This window comes from Priestia sp. 53B2, from assembly GCF_056099005.1.
This window is the reverse complement of record NZ_JBLZXA010000008.1, coordinates 1,072,882-1,089,451: the sequence shown is the minus strand read 5'-3', so window position 1 is coordinate 1,089,451 and position 16,570 is coordinate 1,072,882. Positions and strand designations below refer to the sequence as shown.

Sequence of the window (16,570 nt, the reverse complement as noted above, 5' to 3'; positions counted from 1 at the left end):
AAGGAATAAAAAGCAACTAAAAGAAATAAAGGTTATTAAATGGATGAAATATATCGGAATTGCATGTTATGATAGGTGAAAGAAGAAAAAAGGAGTGGTATTATGCCATCAGTAGAAAGTTTTGAGCTAGATCATAATGCGGTTAAAGCACCTTACGTAAGACACTGCGGTGTTCACAAAGTGGGAAGCGACGGCGTTGTAAATAAATTTGATATTCGTTTTTGCCAGCCAAACAAACAAGCAATGAAGCCCGACGTTATTCATACGTTAGAGCATTTATTAGCTTTTAACATTCGTACTCATGTAGAAAAATATGATCACTTTGATATTATTGATATTTCGCCTATGGGATGTCAAACTGGGTACTACTTAGTAGTGAGCGGCGAGCCAACTGTACGTGAAATTATTGACTTGTTAGACGATACGTTAAAAGATGCAATTAACATTACTGAAATTCCAGCAGCAAACGAAAAGCAGTGCGGTCAAGCGAAACTTCACGATTTAGAAGGAGCAAAACGCTTGATGAAGTTCTGGCTAGAACAGGACAAAGAAGATTTAGAAAAAGTATTTGGCTAAAAATAAGCAGTCCGCTGGGCTGCTTATTTTATTTGAAAAAAGATGAAGAAGCTTCTCTGAGTCTAAAGAAAGGGAAATGGCTCTTTTTATGAAAAAAATGTTTTAATCAACTAAAAAAGGGTACAACTATATTATATAAAGAGTTCACAAAGGAGCGAAAAACATGGCAGCAAATGTAAATGAAATCGTTAATAAACAAGTAGCGAATTTTAGTGTAATGTACATAAAACTTCATAACTTTCACTGGTACGTAAAAGGTGAACAATTCTTCACTCTTCATGAAAAGTTTGAAGAGCTGTATACGGAAACAGCTACAATTATTGATGACCTTGCAGAACGCCTTTTAGCATTAGAAGGAAAACCTGTGGCAACAATGAAAGAATCGTTAGAACTTTCTTCTATTAAAGAAGCGGATGGAAGCGAAACGGCTAAAGATATGGTTGCTTCTTTAGTAAGCGATTTTGATACGCTAACTGCTGAATTAAAAGAAGGAATGGACGCAGCCGGTGAAGCGGGCGACGAAACAACAGGAGACATGCTGTTAGCCATTCATCAAAGCTTAGAAAAGCATACGTGGATGTTAAAATCATTCCTAGGCAAGTAATTAAAACCTGCGAGTAATCGCAGGTTTTTTTATGATAAGATGGACGAACACTTTTTTTTCACCGGCATATACTGTAGGGATATGACTGCTGAAAGGGTGAAAAAAGTGGATATGCAGAAGCTTTCTGTCTTGATAATCTCAAGTTTAGGTTCACTGGCTTTTTTTTTATTTGGAGAGTGGGACTATTTACTAATGGCTTTAGTAGCATTAGTGACAATGGATTATTTGACAGGCACGATTGCAGCTTTTATAAATAAACGTTTATCTAGCAAAGTAGGTTTTAAAGGAATTGCCAAAAAGATTTTTATTTTTGCCATGATTGCTGTAGCAAACTTTATCGATTCCGTATTCTGGGAAAACGGTCATATTATTCGAGATGGAGCTATTTTGTTCTATATTTTAAACGAAATGATTTCAATTACAGAAAACGCAAGAATTGTAGGGGTTCCGATTCCAGAGCCGTTAAAAAAGGCAATAGCGATTTTAAAAGACCGCTTTAAATCGTAGAGTGTATAAAAAAAGAATAAGATACAAATAAGAAAGATAAGTTGGCACTAGAAAGAAGGAGCTGAATATCTTTCATGACAAAAAAATATTATGTATCTCTGAGTTCAGGAGAAATCAATCAGTCAAATACTGCTTCAGATTGGAATTATGCGATTGAAGCAACAGATGAAGAAGTGGAGAAGCTGAGAACGTATTTAGATCAGCGTGCTTCAAGCGATTGGTCAAGCTTTTGGCGATCACATATTCCGTATCTGGAATATCATCATGATTCTCAAAATGATATGTACGATAAAACGACAGTTGAAATATATGCCATGCTTTATCAGCTAGGAGACGATGAAACAAAATCACATATCAAACAGATGAATATTTTATCTTCAGATAGAATGGGATAAGGGGTAAAAAGCAAAGAAAAAAGTACGAACATACTTTTCTTATCAGGTATGGCCGTAATGTATGATAAAATAAGGGAAAAATCAAATGGAGTTTGAGTCGACCATGTACACATTTAAGGATGCATATCATAATCAAGTATTTTTATCATTTGAAAAAAATCCATTCTCTAAAACTCCACGTCATGTTTGGGTCGTATGCAGGTATGAAAATCAATGGTTGCTAACGAATCACTCAAAACGAGGTTTAGAATTTCCCGGAGGAAAACTAGAAGGCAATGAAGTACCAGAAGAAGCAGCGGTTCGAGAAGTATTTGAAGAAACAGGCGGAGAAGTCTCTTCTTTAACTTATATTGGGCAATATAAAGTAGTAAGTAAAGGAAAGACCATTATTAAAAACATTTATTTTGCTACTATTGGAAATTTAATTAAAAAAGAAGACTACATGGAAACGGATGGTCCCGTAATGATTGATGAACTACCTTCGGGCATTCAACAAGATGATGCATACAGCTTCATCATGAAAGATAATGTTTTACAATATGTAATGAAATATGTAAAGCGAACATTTTTGTAAACGTATCATATCAATGAAAATCCCCCCGTTTGTACGGGGGGATTTTTTATGAGCGTCGGATCAATTTCTTTTCTAAATAAGCAACGCCTTGATACATAATCGTAGCGAAAATGGCAATTAATAATAAGCTGAGAAGAACAAGAGTAAAGTTGAAGACTTGGAAACCATAAATAATCATATATCCAAGCCCTTTCGAAGAAACTAAAAATTCTCCTACGATGACTCCTACCCAAGATAAGCCGACATTTACTTTAAATGTGGAAATAATAGCAGGCATGGAAGCTGGCAAAATTGCTTCTTTAAAACAGCGGGTTTTCGTTGCCCCAAAGCTTTTTAGTAATTTAATATAGTTTGGATCAACTTCTTTAAATGCTGTGTAAACGACGATGGATGTAATAATAACGGATATAATCGCCCCCATCGTTAAGATTGAGAAAAACCCTGGACCGATCGCTACAATTAAAATAGGGCCCAGCGCTACTTTTGGCATGGCGTTTAAAATAACGAGGTAAGGGTCTAATATATGTGCAAGCCTAGTTGAATACCAAAGAGCCGTTGCAAGTAAAATACCTAGCACTGTGCCTAAAATGAAGCCAAGAACTGTTTCAAATAACGTAAAACCAATATGTTCTGCCAGCGAGCCGTCAGCAATTTTAATTAAAGATAAATGCCATACTTTAGTAGGAGAACTGAAGATTAAAGGGTCAATCCACTTTAAACGAGAAGCTAGTTCCCATAAGCTAAAAAAGGCTAAGAAAATTATCAGCTGCACGCTCAGTACTAATCGTTTTTCGACCCGAACCTTGCGAAGGTAGCTTTCATGAAGAGTATCTAGGGAGCTAGTGGGTTTCAAGTTGATCAAGCTCCTTCCATATATCCATAAATAAGTCGTTATAGACAGGGTGCTGTCGCGCTTCAAACGGAGAGAGGGTTCGTAAAATAGAAGGAACCGTAAATGTTTTTGCGATTTTTCCCGGCTTTGCTGAGAATAAAAAGATTCGGCTGCTCATGGCAATAGCTTCGCCGATATCGTGCGTGACCAAAACGGCCGTTTTTTGATAGGTCATCAGCGTTTTGGAGACAAGTTCTTCAAGCTTGAGTTTTGTTTGAAAATCAAGTGCTGAAAAAGGTTCATCTAAGAGTAAAATAGCGGGGTCAATGGCAAGTGTTCGGACTAAAGCGACGCGTTGTCTCATGCCTCCGGATAACTGGTGCGGATATAGGTCATCTACGCCCTGTAAACCAATTTCTTTTAGGAGTAACAGTGCTTTACTCTCTGTTTTATCTGTTAGCTGTCCGCGAATTTCAAGCCCAAGTAAAATATTTTCTTTAATGGTTTTCCACGGAAACAAATAATCTTGTTGAAGCATATAACCGATGTTTGGGACTGATGTTCCGATATTTTCACCATCTATTGTGACAAAGCCGGACGTTGGTTCAATCAAACCTGCAATAATCGATAGAAGCGTTGTTTTTCCACATCCGCTTGGGCCGAGAAAGGAAACAAATTCTCCTTCTTCAATAGACAAATTAATATGTTCAAGTGCAGTGGTAGCAGACTTTGTCGTAAGATACATATGCTGAACATCTTGAATGTGAAGTTTTGTCATATTACTCACTCATTGCATCTTTTGCGAATTTTGTGTTGACTAGCTTGTTGTGATCGATGTGTCTTGGAAGTTCTCCAGATTCGTCCATGATTTTTTGTAAATGATCCCACTCTTTTTGATCTAATAAAGGGTTAGTTGCAAAGGATTTTTGGGATTTATAGCGGTCAATAACAGTTTTCAGCGTTTCTTTAGGAGTATCTTCGAAGTACGGTGCAACCACTTCAGCAATTTCATCTGTGCTATGTGTATTTACCCATTTTTGTGCTTTGTAAATAGCTCGAGTAAATTTAGCTGCTGCTTCAGGGTTATCTTTTAAATAGCTTTCTTTGGCCATAAATGTTGTATAAGGAACTGTTCCTGATTCTTTTCCGAAGGAAGCAACGATATGTCCTTTTCCTTGTTGTTCTAAAATACTAGCCGTTGGCTCAAATAATTGAACGTAATCTCCAGTACCAGAAGCAAAAGCATTCGCAACGTTAGCAAAATCAATGTTTTGAACGAGTTTTACATCTTTTTTAGGATCAATATTATGCTGTTTCAACACATATTCTCCTACCATTTGCGGCATGCCGCCTTTGCGTTGACCAAGAAACGTTTTGCCTTTAAGCTGATCCCATGAGAAGTGATCGACTTTTTTACGTGCTACTAGAAATGTTCCGTCGGTTTGGGTTAGTTGTGCAAAGTTGATGACGGGATCACTAGACCCCTGTGCATATACGTAGATTGAAGTTTCCGAGCCGACTAAGGCGACGTCGATGCCGTCAGATAAAAGTGATGTCATTGTCTTATCTCCGCCCCACGTTGTTTTTAAATCTACCTTTAGTCCTTCTTCTTCAAAAAAGCCTTTTGAAATAGCGACGTACTGGGGAGCATAAAAGATAGAGCGAGTTACTTCGCCAACACGAACCGTTTGTACAGATGTTGTTTTGCTGCAGCTAATTAGTGGAATGAGTAAAATCATAATAGCAAGCAAAGAAAAAAGCCATTTGATTGGTTTCATAAAGCAAACCCCCTTAAAATAATAAAATATTTTATGATAATGTATGTAAAGAAGTGGAAAAAGGTGAGTGCCTATATAACTATGTGGAAAATCAAAGAACTATTAGTCAACAATTGAAAGTACACCTTAGCGGGAGAAAGCAGGCTAGTTATATAAAGAATGGAGGAAAAAAATGAAAGATGGAACAATTCTTCATAAACAGCGTTTCCCATCATCAAACCCTCGCGTAGCGCTGTGGGTGATTACATATGCATGTCAAGGGCTTAAGATTAAAGGAATGCTCGCAGAGCCAAAAGAAAAAGGAATGTATGACGGCTTTTTATACTTAAGGGGAGGTATCAAGAACGTAGGAACGGTTCGTCCTGCTCGACTCATTCAATTTGCTTCTCAAGGTTTTATTGTGATGGCTCCGTTCTACAGGGGAAATCAAGGAGGCGAAGGAAACGAAGATTTTGCAGGAGATGATCGTTACGATGCTTTTGCTGCTTACGATTTACTGAAACAGCTCCCTAACGTCCACCATGACCGCATTCATATTTTTGGGTTTTCAAGAGGGGGAGTGATGGCTTTACTCACAGCCATTGAAAAAACCGACAGCCGCTCTCTTGTGTTATGGGGAGGCGTCACGGATATGGTGCTGACATATGAAGAAAGAGAAGATTTAAGAAGAATGATGAAGCGGGTGATTGGAGGAACGCCTTCTAAATATCCTGAAAGATACGAATGGAGGACACCTTTGCATCGTGCTCATCTCGTCGAGCCGCCGGTCTTGCTTATTCATGGTTTAGAAGATAAAAACGTGTCGATTGATCATTCCTATCAGCTCGAATCTAAACTAAAGAAGTCCAATAAAAAAGTTACCAGCTGGTACTTCGAAAACTTTCCACATGCTTTTCCACCAAAAGAAAACCGAGAAACGGTGAAGAAGTTAACGAAGTGGATGAAAGCGCAATAAAAGATATGCTACGATAGAGAAAACAAGTAGAATAACAGTGAGGAGTGAGAAAAAATGGGGATGCCGCTAGAATTAAATACAATGATTGTGACAAAAGGCAACGAAAAGCGTGTAACGGATAACATTTTTCAAGTTGAGAAAAAAGGATATCGCTTGTATCCGTTAGATATTCCATTAAACATTCATAAAACGAAAAATGGAGAATGTATTGGAACTGCTGTTGTGCGTAAGGTAGAAATGGAGCAGGAAAAAACCATTGTCACATATGAACTGACAAAATTACATTCGACTAACTAAAAAACCGATCGTCTATAAGACGATCGGTTTTTTATTAGACTCTAGGTCCGCCTAATGTTGAAATGTCAGATGCTACATGATTAAAACGCTTGAAATTAGCTTTGAATTTAGCAGCAAGCTCAGTTGCCTTTTGGTTATAAGCTGTTGCATCGTTCCATGCTTTAGAAGGCTGAAGCACTTCATCAGGAACTCCCGGAACATGAGTTGGAATCGATAAACCAAAAATAGCATCTGTTACTGTTTCGGTATTAGCTAGTTCTCCTTCAAGGGCTGCTTGAACCATAGCTCGAGTGTAACTTAACTTCATTCGTTCGCCCACCCCGTATTCACCGCCGGTCCATCCAGTATTTACAAGGTAGACATTTACATTATGTTCATCAATTTTCTTTCCTAGCATTTCTGCATAAGTTGTTGGAGCAAGAGGTAAGAAAGGCTCACCAAAGCATGTAGAGAAAGTAGCCTGTGGCGATGTTACGCCGCGCTCTGTTCCAGCTAACTTACTAGTGTATCCGCTCAGAAAATGGTACATCGCTTGTTCTTTTGTAAGCTTGCTGATTGGAGGCAAGACGCCGAAGGCATCAGCAGTTAAAAAGACAATAGCTGTAGGATGCCCAGCAACGCTTGGCAATACCGTATTATCAATAGAGTCAATTGAATAAGCGGCACGAGTATTCTCTGTTAAACTATTATCATTGTAATCTGCTACTTTCGTATTTTGATTTAACACTACATTTTCCAGTACGGCGCCGAAGCGAATTGCATTGAAAATTTGCGGTTCTTTTTCTTCGGAAAGCTGAATGCACTTCGCGTAGCATCCTCCTTCAATATTAAATACACCAGAGCTTGACCAACCGTGCTCGTCATCTCCGATTAAACGACGGTTTGCATCAGCAGAAAGCGTTGTTTTACCCGTTCCAGATAAACCAAAGAATAATGCAACGTCACCTTCTTCTCCTACGTTAGCAGAACAGTGCATGGATAGAATATTGTTTTGAGGAAGCAAGAAGTTCATCACTGAGAAAATAGATTTTTTCATTTCACCAGCGTATTCAGTTCCTCCAATTAGCACGATGCGTCGCTCTAACGAAAGAATAATGAAGGTTTCAGAATTCGTCCCGTCTGTTTCAGGATCAGCTTTGAACGTTGGAGCTGCTACAATTGTAAACGGCTTCACATCATCATTTGTTTTTTGTTCGGCTGAAGGGCGAATGAATAACTGCTGAGCGAATAGGTTGTGCCATGCAAATTCATTAACTACTTGAATTGGTAACTGATACTTTTTATCAGCTCCAGCATATCCATTAAAAACAAAAAGTTCATCCTGCTTCTTTAAGTGGGTTAAGACTTTTTTGTATAGCGCATCGAATCGCTGAGCAGAAATTGGCTGATTGACAGGTCCCCATTCAACCGTTTTTGAAGACACAGCATCGCTTACAATAAATTTATCTAAAGGAGAGCGACCTGTATATTTTCCGGTTTCGACTGACACAGCACCTGTAGAAGTCAGCGTTCCTTCGCGTCGAGCTAGAATTTTTTCAACAAGTTGTGGAACAGATAATTGGTGTTTTGTTGTTTTTAATTGAAGCAAACCATTTAATTCGATAGACATATCAACAGTACTCATGTGCACTACCTTCCTTTTTTAGCTATTATTTATTCATTAATGTTTGAAATTTATAATTAGTATAACACATTTATTTAATTATTCTATACTATTTAACTAAAAATGTTTGTGTATTATAAAAAAATGTACGTTATACCTATTTTAGACACATGTATATGTGCTAGGAGCGAAAAAAGTGAAGCTGTTTTAAGTGAAAGCCTCATTTTGATCTGTCTTATTAACTAAACTTAGTGATGATTCTTAATAAGATGTACTATTTCGGAATTTGAGTATGTTACATTAAAACAGATTCAAACATAAAGAGATGATTTCCATTTGAATGTTGTTGACAGTGAAGCGCTTTTTCATGTATTATATGTCCTTGAACGGATACTCTCTTATCCCGAGCTGGTGGAGGGACAGGCCCTATGAAACCCAGCAACCATCGTCATTTTTTTGTGTAGACGATAAGGTGCTAACCTGATGCAAGGGCACAACCTTGATCGATAAGAGTGAAAGGCTTATGTAGAATTTGATACCTTTCCTCGATACAAGGAAAGGTTTTTTATATTTTTTAACGTGTAATGAAAATAAGGGAATGAGTACCGTATCACAATGTATCGTATTTATAAGGAGGAAAACTGATGTCAACACAACGTCGTCTGTTCACGTCAGAATCTGTTACAGAGGGACATCCCGATAAAATTTGTGACCAAATTTCTGACTCAATTCTTGATGCTATCCTAGCAAAGGATCCAAATGCTCGTGTTGCTTGTGAAACAAGCGTAACAACTGGTTTAGTTTTAGTAAGTGGTGAAATTACAACTTCTACTTACGTGGATATTCCTAAAACAGTTCGTGAAACAATTAAAGGAATTGGCTATACTCGTGCAAAATACGGATTTGATGCTGAAACTTGTGCAGTATTAACATCTATCGACGAGCAGTCAGCTGATATCGCTGCTGGTGTAGACCAAGCGTTAGAAGCACGTGAAGGTCAAATGTCAGATGAAGAAATCGAAGCAATCGGAGCTGGAGACCAAGGGTTAATGTTTGGTTATGCATGTAACGAAACAAAAGAATTAATGCCTCTTCCAATTTCATTAGCTCATAAACTTGCTCGCCGTCTAACAGAAGTACGTAAAGAAGAAATTCTTCCTTACCTTCGCCCGGATGGTAAAACACAAGTAACGGTTGAATATGATGAAAACAACAAACCTGTTCGCATCGATACAATTGTTATTTCAACTCAGCATCATCCAGAAGTAACGTTAGAGCAAATTCAACGTAACTTAAAAGAATATGTTATTAATCCAGTTGTTCCAAACGAGTTAATTGATGAAAATACAAAGTATTTCATTAACCCAACAGGACGTTTCGTAATCGGCGGTCCTCAAGGAGATGCTGGTTTAACTGGTCGTAAAATTATCGTTGATACTTACGGCGGATATGCTCGTCACGGCGGCGGTGCATTCTCTGGTAAGGACGCAACAAAAGTAGACCGTTCAGCAGCTTATGCAGCTCGTTATGTTGCGAAAAATATTGTAGCAGCTGATCTTGCTGATAAATGTGAAGTACAACTAGCATATGCAATTGGTGTTGCACAACCAGTATCTATTTCAATTGATACATTCGGTACAGGAAAAGTTTCTGAAGAAGTACTAGTAGACGTAGTACGCAAAAACTTTGACCTACGTCCAGCAGGCATCATTAAAATGCTTGATTTACGTCGCCCAATTTATAAGCAAACAGCAGCTTACGGCCACTTTGGTCGTACGGATGTGGAGCTTCCTTGGGAGTTCACAGACAAAGCGGAAGTATTAAAAACTCAAGCTTTAGCTAAATAATAAAAAAATCTCCGTGAAAACGGAGATTTTTTTTATGCCCATTGAATACCTTCAGCAGATTTTTCTACGACACCTTCATATTCTGAAAGCAAATGCTGAAAAATGGCGTCCCATGATTGAGTAAGAGCATAGTGTCTCGCTGCATGGCCAAAGTGAAGCCGCTGGTGCAAATCATCGAGTAAACCTGTAATAGCCGAACTGAATTCTTCTAAGGAGTGAGGTTTGCAAAGGTAGCCGTTTCGCCCGTGCTGAACCATCTGTTTAACTCCTCCTGCATTTGCTGCCACTACAGGAGTTCCAGAAGCAAGAGACTCCAGTACAACATTTCCGAAGGTTTCTGTTTCTGAAGGAAAAACAAACAAATCAGATGATGAATAGATATGAGCAAGTTGCTTACCTTCAAGGAAGCCTGTAAATGTCATATGCTCAGATGCTTGCTGCTGCATTTGTTCTTTTAAAGGGCCGTCTCCCACAATAACCCAGTGAATTTGATGGCGGATATGATCCGGTAGAGATCGTGCGATTTTTATTAAAAAATCAGCGTTCTTTTCTTTAGCTAATCTTCCTACATACGTTAAAATGTAGGGCTTTTTAATATTATATTTAATACGAATATCAAAGCGGTCATAGTGGGGATGAAATAATTTATGATTTACTCCTCGCGACCAAATAGATACGTTGTGAAACCCTTGTTCTTCTAGCTGCTGTTTGGTCACTTCAGAGGGAGCGAATATTTTTTGTACAGGTTTATAAAACCATTTCATATATTTTTGCAGTGGTACACGCATTTTTTCAAGTTCATAGTGAGATAAATAATCATCAAAATTGGTATGATAAGAGCCGACAAGAGGAACACCTAATCTTTTCCCGTAATAGGAGCCGCAAAGCCCCATTGTAAAAGGAGTGGCCAAATGAATAATAGAAGGATTGAATTCCTGCAGCTGCTTTTTAATTTTTAGAACGTTTGGCAATGAAAAGCGGCTGTTTGGATAAAGGAAAAACGGCATGCTGGGCGAACGGTGAACATACGTTGAAAATGACTGATCATGAGCAAATTCAGGAGCAAATACCTGGATGGGAATTTGCTTTGATTTGACATACTGGGTAAACTGATAAAGTGTTTTAGCAGCTCCGTTAACTTCTGGAGCAAATGTATCCGTAAATAAAGCAATTCTCATTAGTACTCCTCCTATCAATTAAGTTAAAAATATGTTCAGTGACACAGCACCTGAAAAGATGCCCAGTATCAGGCCTACCATGACATCCGTCGGATAGTGCAGACCGAGATAAATTCTTGAAATTCCTACCGTTACTGCAAGAGGCAAAAGAACGGCAGTGAAGGCTGGATAAACAATCATAAGAGGGGTAACCAGCGAAAAAATAGCTGTTGTATGCCCAGATGGAAATGAATGATCTTTTAATGGATTTTCTAATACTTTTGTATATTTTAATTGAATATAAGGTCGTTTTCTCGGATATAGTTTTTTAGCAATGGCGACAGGAAGATGACTAACGGCTAGAGAAAACGCACAAGCGTAAGCGACGGATGAAGGATGCAGAAATAGCAGCAAGCACGCTATCACAATGGTAAACGTGGCTCCGCCAGCGTGAGTTAGTAAACGTAAAAATCTATTTAAGTGCTTTCGATCAAAATGTTGGTTTACGCTTTTGAATAATCGGCATTCGGCATCATATACATACTGAATTAACTTGGCTTTCATAGAGTCGCTCCCTTTTCAATAAATACGTCTTTATTATTCAGTTTAATCTTTAATTGTGTAGGCAGTACTAAAACGATGTAAATTAATATGGAAATTTCTTTACAATTGTGGAGAGAATAGAACATGATTGGAGAGTTTGTGGAGGTACTAAAAAAATTCCCTCAGTATGACTTTCTGAGGGAACGTTTCCTTTATAATGAAGAATCAGATTTCTTAATAGATTTATAATACTGCCCTTTTTCTACATATTCTGTACGAATGCGCTGCATATCTTTTAAATCCTCTTCTGTCAGAGTGCGGATCACTTTAGCAGGTCGGCCGAGTGCGAGAGTATTAGGGGGTATTTTTTTACCGGGAGGCACTAAGCTTCCAGCACCGATAAAAGCACCTTCACCAATTTCCGCACCGTCTAAAATAATAGAACCCATGCCAATGAGCGCGCGTTTGCGGATGATGGAGCTATGTAAAATAACTTGATGTCCTACTGTTACATCATCCTCAATAAGCAAAGGAGCATTTGGGCTTTGATGCAGTGTTGATTGATCTTGTATATTTACTCGTTTACCAATAATCGTAGGTGAAACATCTCCTCTAATAACAGTGTTAAACCAAATGCTGCTTTCTTCACCAATGGTGACATCTCCAGTAATCGTGACATAGTCTGCGATGAAGCAGCTGGGTGCAATGGTAGGCATTTTTTCTTTATACGGATAAATCATCAAATCATCTCCCTTTATTAGTTGAAAAAAAGTAGTAAATCTTCTAATGTAAGTGTACAAAGGTTTTTTAAGCAGGTAAACAAAAAAAGGAAGAAGGAGTAACTCAAATGCATAAATGGGAAGCAGTAAATCCAAAAGGCGTTATTGTCATGGTCCATGGAGCAGCGGAGCATCACGGACGCTATCGCTGGCTGATTGAGATGTGGCGTTCGGTTGGAATGCACGTAATTATGGGAGACCTTCCTGGCCAAGGCTTAACAACAAGAAGAAGAGGACATATCCTATCCTTTGATGAATATGTGTATGAAGTGGAAGAATGGGTACGTGAAGCGCAAAAATATGATTTGCCTATTTTCCTGTTAGGTCACAGTATGGGAGGACTGGCGGTTATTCGTACGCTACAGACAAAAAACCTCCCTATATGGGGTGCGATTCTTTCCTCTCCTTGTCTAGGATTAAAAGAGCAAGTACCGGCTTATTTAGATATGCTATCTAAAGGGTTAAATAAAGTCATGCCGAACAAACTTTTCGATTTAGGTCTCACTGTTGAAAAAGCAACAAGAAACCAAGAAGTTCGAGATGAAGATGAAAATGACTCTTTGTATGTTACAAAAGTTTCTGTAAGATGGTACCGGGAATTGATCCAAGCTGTCAACTTAGCTTTTAAAGATATCGATCGTTTGCCTGATGTCCCGCTTCTTGTGATGCAGGCAGGAGAAGATAAAATTATTGAAAAGCTGATTGTTAGGCAATGGTTTGATGAAATAGAGCTAAGTGAAAAAATCTACAAAGAATGGTCTCAGCTGTATCACGAAATCTTTAATGAGCCTGAAAGAGAATACGTTTTTACATATGCGAAAAGTTTTGTCGATCTTCACATTTAATAAGTGCGGTAAGAAATTGAGGTGAAAATAAATGAAGATTCCGTCTCATCCTATTTCATTAATGAGAAAAATTTATCGAGAAGTGTTTCCTGTCGTTCATCATGAGCTTAATCATTGGCGCGAACGAGCAAAAGAGATTCCTAATAAAGAATTGCGTACTCAAGCATTGGCAAGTATCGATACAAAAACTTTTCATTGTGAAGGAGGCGGTATCCTATCGATTTTAGCGAAAGAAAACATGATTGAATGCGTGAAATTTATTGTTGCCTACCAAACAATCAGCGATTACTTAGATAACTTATGTGACCGCAGCAATTCGCTAGACCCTAAAGATTTTGCCGCCTTACATGAATCGATGCCAGATGCGTTGACTCCTCATGCACCTCTTGGGGATTACTATCGTTTTCGAACGGATAAAGACGACGGAGGATACTTAGCCGGACTTGTCCAGACTTGTCAGCAGTCCTTGCGAAAAGCTTGTAATTACCATATAGTCTCTTCACATTTATTAGAACTAGCTAATTATTATTGTGATTTGCAAATACATAAGCATGTTGAAATCAAGGAAAGAGTTCCACGATTAGAGAATTGGTTCGATGCTCACCGGCACAGTGTTCCTGAAATGGAGTGGTATGAATTTTCAGCGTGCTCTGGTTCAACGTTAGGGATTTTTTGTTTAGTTGCTTATAGCTTTCAAGAAGAGATGACCGAAGAAATGACGCAGAAAATAAAAGCAGGATATTTTCCTTATATTCAAGGCTTACATATTTTACTCGATTATTTAATTGACCAAGAAGAAGATAAAGCAGGAGGAGATTTGAACTTTTGTTTTTATTATCCTCATTATCAGCAAATGATGGATCGCTTTTTGCATTTTGTCGTAAAAGCGGACGAATATGCTAAAAAACTGCCGGATTATCACTTTCACTGCTTTATCTATAAAGGACTCTTGGGCGTTTATTTGTCGGATCAAAAAGTGCGGGCACAAAAACATGTTCATGTAAATGCACGCAGGTTAATAAAAGCAGGGGGAGCCCTCAGCTACTTTTTCTATATCAACGGCCGCTTGTACCGAATGTTAAAAAGATAAGCCATATGCGGCTTATCTTTTTTCAATAGCAATGATGAAGGGAGGGTTGTTTTGCTGATTCATGAAACGATATTGTAAAACGTGAACGTCTTTTTGATCAAGATTTTGGACATACGTTAGTAAATCGTCTCTTTCTTGTTTCCCTTGTTCGTGTCCATGATAAATAACGAGCACAATCACTCCTTCAGGTGCTAGCAAATCAAGTAACTGCTCAATTGCAGAGATTGTTGTTTCAGAAGTGGTGACAATGTCTTTATCTCCACCTGGTAAATAACCTAAATTAAAGACAGCGCCCGTGACTCGTCTTTTAATAGAATGAGGAAGCATGTTTATATTGCTGTGGCTTTCTTGGATAAGTGTTACTCTGTTTTCTACATGGTGTTCTGTCAATCGCTTCTGAGTTGCTTGAATGGCTTGAGGTTGAATATCAAATCCATATACATGACCTGTATCTCCGACTAAGTTAGCTAAGAACAATGTATCATGTCCATTTCCTGCTGTGGCATCAATCGCGACATCTCCTTCGGCCACAGCATTAGTGAGCAATGTGCGGGCAAAAGGCAGGATACGTTCTATTTTCATCTTTCCATCAACTCTTTTTCGTAATATTTTCCTTGATAGCTTTGACGACGTTGGAGCTCTTGATCAATGGCATTTAATACGCTCCACTTATTTACGCTCCACATCGGTCCAACCATGAGGTCTATCGGTCCATCGCCTGTAATACGATGAACAATCATCTCAGGAGGGATTACTTCGAGCTGATCGCATACAAGCTTTACGTATTCTTCAAATGAAAGAAATTCAACAAGGCCCTTTTCATACTGTTTGACCATAGGAGTTCCTTTTAGTAAATGAAGCAGATGAATCTTAATTCCTTGAACGTCTAATTTTGCTACTTCACGTACGGTTTCCATCATCATATCAGGTGTTTCTAAAGGCAAACCATTAATGATGTGAGAACAAACGCGAATACCGTGTTTTCGAAGCTTTGCTACCCCATCTACATAGCATTGATGATCGTGTGCCCGGTTAATAAGCAGTGAAGTTCGTTCATGAACAGTTTGCAGTCCAAGTTCTACCCATAGATAAGTTCGTTCATTTAATTCAGCCAAGTATTCCACCACATCGTCGGGGAGACAGTCAGGGCGCGTGGCGATAGAAAGCCCAACAACTCCGGGAAGCTTTAAGACGGCTTCATATTTTTCACGAAGCTCCTCGACAGGAGCATGAGTATTAGTAAATGCTTGAAAGTAAGCAACGTATTTTCCGTCTTTCCATTTATGATGCATTTTTTCACGGATTTCATTAAATTGTGTCACGAGGTCATCCGCTCTGTTTCCGGCAAAATCCCCTGAGCCGGCAGCACTGCAAAACGTACAGCCGCCGTGAGCTACCGTGCCGTCTCTGTTTGGACAATCAAATCCTCCATCTAAGGCTACTTTAAATACCTTATGGCCAAAGTGGTTACGTAAGTGGTAATTCCAGGTATGATAACGTTTGTTTTCAGATTTATACGGAAATGGGTTTGTCTGATTCAAATCAGCAACCTCCTTTTTACATGCAATATACATCAACAAATTGTATCAAAAACGTGAAAAAGTGCCAAACAAATTTAAGGATGCTTATATTTAACAGGTTCTTCTTGTCGTAAAGGGAAGTAAAGTTGCACAAAATAAGACAGAAATGAACGAATAGGAGGAATAGAGAATGACAACTCGTCAAGCAGTGGATCAACTTATGCAACAGTGTGAAGATGCTATTCGCTTTGGACAAGGTCAGTTGCAGGAAGGCATGAAGCAAGAACATTATAACGACACTGAATATACAAAAGCACAGGAAAAATTAGAAAATGCTTATAAAGAAATTGAAGAGTTTTCTCACAGTGCAAATGCACAGCAAAGAGAGCAGCTATATCGCATGCGTCTGCAAGTTCAGCAGCTGCAAAATAAATTGATCACAACTCAGCATTAAGGAGAGGATTTTATGGCAACGCGTTCAAATCAAAATAATCCGGAACAAAAAACAAAAAACGGGATCAACAGCAATGACATTGAGCTAGGAAAAGATTTTGATCCGGTAAAAGAATTAAAAGCACGAAATAGCAAGCGTGCACAGCCGGTTCGTTCGAAGCAAAAATAAGCGATAAAAAGGTGGTTTTGCATGATATTGTCATGTGGAATCACCT

Annotated in this window: 21 protein-coding genes and 1 riboswitch; of the genes, 12 read left to right on the top strand and 9 right to left on the bottom strand. The window is 38.5% G+C overall.

All coding sequences use genetic code 11. The features are described 5' to 3' along the window. Positions 1 to 102: 102 nt before the first annotated feature. The 5 genes from ACN6NE_RS08955 (at position 103) to ytkD (ending at position 2,656) form a co-directional block, all read left to right on the top strand. Positions 103 to 576, top strand: coding sequence for an S-ribosylhomocysteine lyase (locus ACN6NE_RS08955; RefSeq protein WP_013059547.1), 474 nt, complete (start codon positions 103 to 105; stop codon positions 574 to 576). Between the two features lie 163 nt (positions 577 to 739). Continuing rightward, a complete protein-coding gene (locus tag ACN6NE_RS08950; protein ID WP_013059546.1) occupies positions 740 to 1,180 on the top strand; it encodes a Dps family protein in 441 nt (146 codons plus the stop codon). A gap of 81 nt (positions 1,181 to 1,261) precedes the next feature. Further along, positions 1,262 to 1,687, top strand: a complete 426-nt coding sequence (locus tag ACN6NE_RS08945; protein ID WP_028410466.1) for a phage holin family protein — start codon at positions 1,262 to 1,264, stop codon at positions 1,685 to 1,687. A 74-nt stretch (positions 1,688 to 1,761) separates the two neighbouring features. Then, a complete protein-coding gene (locus ACN6NE_RS08940; protein ID WP_474325181.1) occupies positions 1,762 to 2,082 on the top strand; it encodes a hydrolase in 321 nt (106 codons plus the stop codon). A gap of 103 nt (positions 2,083 to 2,185) precedes the next feature. Next, on the top strand, positions 2,186 to 2,656 hold the full coding sequence (gene ytkD, locus ACN6NE_RS08935; RefSeq protein ID WP_474325221.1) for an RNA deprotection pyrophosphohydrolase: 471 nt from the start codon (positions 2,186 to 2,188) through the stop codon (positions 2,654 to 2,656). 46 nt (positions 2,657 to 2,702) lie between these two features. On the opposite strand, the gene ACN6NE_RS08930 is transcribed toward ytkD, so the two are convergent. The 3 genes from ACN6NE_RS08930 to ACN6NE_RS08920 are packed head-to-tail and all read right to left on the bottom strand — an operon-like array spanning position 2,703 to position 5,266. Then, the gene (locus ACN6NE_RS08930) at positions 2,703 to 3,509 is read right to left on the bottom strand and encodes an ABC transporter permease (protein ID WP_474325179.1); all 807 of its coding nucleotides are present in this window, start codon (positions 3,507 to 3,509) and stop codon (positions 2,703 to 2,705) included. Then, positions 3,496 to 4,266, bottom strand: coding sequence for an ABC transporter ATP-binding protein (locus ACN6NE_RS08925; RefSeq protein WP_057233120.1), 771 nt, complete (start codon positions 4,264 to 4,266; stop codon positions 3,496 to 3,498). Before ACN6NE_RS08925 ends, ACN6NE_RS08930 begins: the two co-directional genes overlap by 14 nt. Position 4,267: 1 nt before the next feature. Continuing rightward, a complete protein-coding gene (locus tag ACN6NE_RS08920) occupies positions 4,268 to 5,266 on the bottom strand; it encodes an ABC transporter substrate-binding protein (RefSeq protein WP_474325177.1) in 999 nt (332 codons plus the stop codon). A gap of 172 nt (positions 5,267 to 5,438) precedes the next feature. Between ACN6NE_RS08920 and ACN6NE_RS08915 the strand changes: the two genes are divergently transcribed. Together ACN6NE_RS08915 and ACN6NE_RS08910 are read left to right on the top strand one after the other, a co-directional pair. Then, positions 5,439 to 6,221, top strand: a complete 783-nt coding sequence (locus ACN6NE_RS08915) for an alpha/beta hydrolase family protein (RefSeq protein ID WP_251444395.1) — start codon at positions 5,439 to 5,441, stop codon at positions 6,219 to 6,221. Between the two features lie 54 nt (positions 6,222 to 6,275). Beyond that, entirely contained in the window at positions 6,276 to 6,518 is a 243-nt protein-coding gene (locus ACN6NE_RS08910; RefSeq protein ID WP_028411849.1) for a DUF2584 domain-containing protein, read from the top strand. Between the two features lie 34 nt (positions 6,519 to 6,552). Here ACN6NE_RS08910 and pckA read toward each other — a convergent pair whose 3' ends face one another. Beyond that, positions 6,553 to 8,142 carry a phosphoenolpyruvate carboxykinase (ATP) gene (gene pckA, locus ACN6NE_RS08905; RefSeq protein WP_129705116.1) on the bottom strand — a complete coding sequence of 530 codons (1,590 nt, stop codon included), beginning with the start codon at positions 8,140 to 8,142 and terminating at the stop codon, positions 6,553 to 6,555. A 374-nt stretch (positions 8,143 to 8,516) separates the two neighbouring features. Beyond that, a riboswitch (SAM riboswitch) is annotated at positions 8,517 to 8,634 on the top strand. Positions 8,635 to 8,765: 131 nt separating this feature from the next. Between pckA and metK the strand changes: the two genes are divergently transcribed. Next, positions 8,766 to 9,968 carry a methionine adenosyltransferase gene (metK, locus tag ACN6NE_RS08900; protein WP_057244936.1) on the top strand — a complete coding sequence of 401 codons (1,203 nt, stop codon included), beginning with the start codon at positions 8,766 to 8,768 and terminating at the stop codon, positions 9,966 to 9,968. 32 nt (positions 9,969 to 10,000) lie between these two features. Here metK and ACN6NE_RS08895 read toward each other — a convergent pair whose 3' ends face one another. From ACN6NE_RS08895 to ACN6NE_RS08885, 3 genes are all read right to left on the bottom strand, one after another. After that, positions 10,001 to 11,146: a glycosyltransferase family 4 protein gene (locus ACN6NE_RS08895; RefSeq protein ID WP_129705114.1), complete on the bottom strand. Its 1,146-nt coding sequence runs from the start codon at positions 11,144 to 11,146 to the stop codon at positions 10,001 to 10,003. A gap of 18 nt (positions 11,147 to 11,164) precedes the next feature. After that, entirely contained in the window at positions 11,165 to 11,689 is a 525-nt protein-coding gene (locus ACN6NE_RS08890; RefSeq protein WP_474325175.1) for a phosphatase PAP2 family protein, read from the bottom strand. Between the two features lie 191 nt (positions 11,690 to 11,880). After that, positions 11,881 to 12,408: a gamma carbonic anhydrase gene (locus tag ACN6NE_RS08885; protein WP_014457969.1), complete on the bottom strand. Its 528-nt coding sequence runs from the start codon at positions 12,406 to 12,408 to the stop codon at positions 11,881 to 11,883. 107 nt (positions 12,409 to 12,515) lie between these two features. On the opposite strand from ACN6NE_RS08885, the gene ACN6NE_RS08880 reads away from it, so the two are divergent. Next, positions 12,516 to 13,292: an alpha/beta fold hydrolase gene (locus ACN6NE_RS08880; protein ID WP_013059532.1), complete on the top strand. Its 777-nt coding sequence runs from the start codon at positions 12,516 to 12,518 to the stop codon at positions 13,290 to 13,292. Between the two features lie 31 nt (positions 13,293 to 13,323). After that, positions 13,324 to 14,382, top strand: a complete 1,059-nt coding sequence (locus ACN6NE_RS08875; RefSeq protein ID WP_057233135.1) for a tetraprenyl-beta-curcumene synthase family protein — start codon at positions 13,324 to 13,326, stop codon at positions 14,380 to 14,382. A gap of 12 nt (positions 14,383 to 14,394) precedes the next feature. On the opposite strand, the gene mnmM is transcribed toward ACN6NE_RS08875, so the two are convergent. Together mnmM and mnmL are read right to left on the bottom strand one after the other, a co-directional pair. Next, positions 14,395 to 14,964, bottom strand: coding sequence for a tRNA 5-(aminomethyl)-2-thiouridylate-methyltransferase MnmM (gene mnmM / locus ACN6NE_RS08870; protein ID WP_474325172.1), 570 nt, complete (start codon positions 14,962 to 14,964; stop codon positions 14,395 to 14,397). Next, a complete protein-coding gene (gene mnmL / locus ACN6NE_RS08865; protein ID WP_116515003.1) occupies positions 14,961 to 15,923 on the bottom strand; it encodes a tRNA modification radical SAM protein MnmL/YtqA in 963 nt (320 codons plus the stop codon). Before mnmL ends, mnmM begins: the two co-directional genes overlap by 4 nt. 169 nt (positions 15,924 to 16,092) lie before the next feature. On the opposite strand from mnmL, the gene ACN6NE_RS08860 reads away from it, so the two are divergent. Further along, positions 16,093 to 16,356 (top strand): YtzC family protein, encoded by a 264-nt coding sequence (locus tag ACN6NE_RS08860; RefSeq protein WP_013059528.1) that lies wholly within the window; start codon positions 16,093 to 16,095, stop codon positions 16,354 to 16,356. Between the two features lie 12 nt (positions 16,357 to 16,368). After that, positions 16,369 to 16,524, top strand: coding sequence for a hypothetical protein (locus tag ACN6NE_RS08855; RefSeq protein ID WP_013059527.1), 156 nt, complete (start codon positions 16,369 to 16,371; stop codon positions 16,522 to 16,524). The last annotated feature ends 46 nt before the right edge of the window (positions 16,525 to 16,570 follow it).

Bases quoted from the DNA above. Each gene is read 5' to 3' on its own strand.
- ACN6NE_RS08955 (WP_013059547.1), top strand. From the start codon at position 103: ATGCCATCAGTAGAAAGTTTTGAGCTAGATCATAATGCGGTTAAAGCA.
- ACN6NE_RS08950 (WP_013059546.1), top strand. From the start codon at position 740: ATGGCAGCAAATGTAAATGAAATCGTTAATAAACAAGTAGCGAATTTT.
- ACN6NE_RS08945 (WP_028410466.1), top strand. From the start codon at position 1,262: ATGACTGCTGAAAGGGTGAAAAAAGTGGATATGCAGAAGCTTTCTGTC.
- ACN6NE_RS08940 (WP_474325181.1), top strand. From the start codon at position 1,762: ATGACAAAAAAATATTATGTATCTCTGAGTTCAGGAGAAATCAATCAG.
- ytkD (WP_474325221.1), top strand. From the start codon at position 2,186: ATGTACACATTTAAGGATGCATATCATAATCAAGTATTTTTATCATTT.
- ACN6NE_RS08925 (WP_057233120.1), bottom strand. From the start codon at position 4,266: ATGACAAAACTTCACATTCAAGATGTTCAGCATATGTATCTTACGACA.
- ACN6NE_RS08920 (WP_474325177.1), bottom strand. From the start codon at position 5,266: ATGAAACCAATCAAATGGCTTTTTTCTTTGCTTGCTATTATGATTTTA.
- ACN6NE_RS08915 (WP_251444395.1), top strand. From the start codon at position 5,439: ATGAAAGATGGAACAATTCTTCATAAACAGCGTTTCCCATCATCAAAC.
- ACN6NE_RS08910 (WP_028411849.1), top strand. From the start codon at position 6,276: ATGGGGATGCCGCTAGAATTAAATACAATGATTGTGACAAAAGGCAAC.
- pckA (WP_129705116.1), bottom strand. From the start codon at position 8,142: ATGAGTACTGTTGATATGTCTATCGAATTAAATGGTTTGCTTCAATTA.
- metK (WP_057244936.1), top strand. From the start codon at position 8,766: ATGTCAACACAACGTCGTCTGTTCACGTCAGAATCTGTTACAGAGGGA.
- ACN6NE_RS08895 (WP_129705114.1), bottom strand. From the start codon at position 11,146: ATGAGAATTGCTTTATTTACGGATACATTTGCTCCAGAAGTTAACGGA.
- ACN6NE_RS08890 (WP_474325175.1), bottom strand. From the start codon at position 11,689: ATGAAAGCCAAGTTAATTCAGTATGTATATGATGCCGAATGCCGATTA.
- ACN6NE_RS08885 (WP_014457969.1), bottom strand. From the start codon at position 12,408: ATGATTTATCCGTATAAAGAAAAAATGCCTACCATTGCACCCAGCTGC.
- ACN6NE_RS08880 (WP_013059532.1), top strand. From the start codon at position 12,516: ATGCATAAATGGGAAGCAGTAAATCCAAAAGGCGTTATTGTCATGGTC.
- ACN6NE_RS08875 (WP_057233135.1), top strand. From the start codon at position 13,324: ATGAAGATTCCGTCTCATCCTATTTCATTAATGAGAAAAATTTATCGA.
- mnmM (WP_474325172.1), bottom strand. From the start codon at position 14,964: ATGAAAATAGAACGTATCCTGCCTTTTGCCCGCACATTGCTCACTAAT.
- ACN6NE_RS08860 (WP_013059528.1), top strand. From the start codon at position 16,093: ATGACAACTCGTCAAGCAGTGGATCAACTTATGCAACAGTGTGAAGAT.
- ACN6NE_RS08855 (WP_013059527.1), top strand. From the start codon at position 16,369: ATGGCAACGCGTTCAAATCAAAATAATCCGGAACAAAAAACAAAAAAC.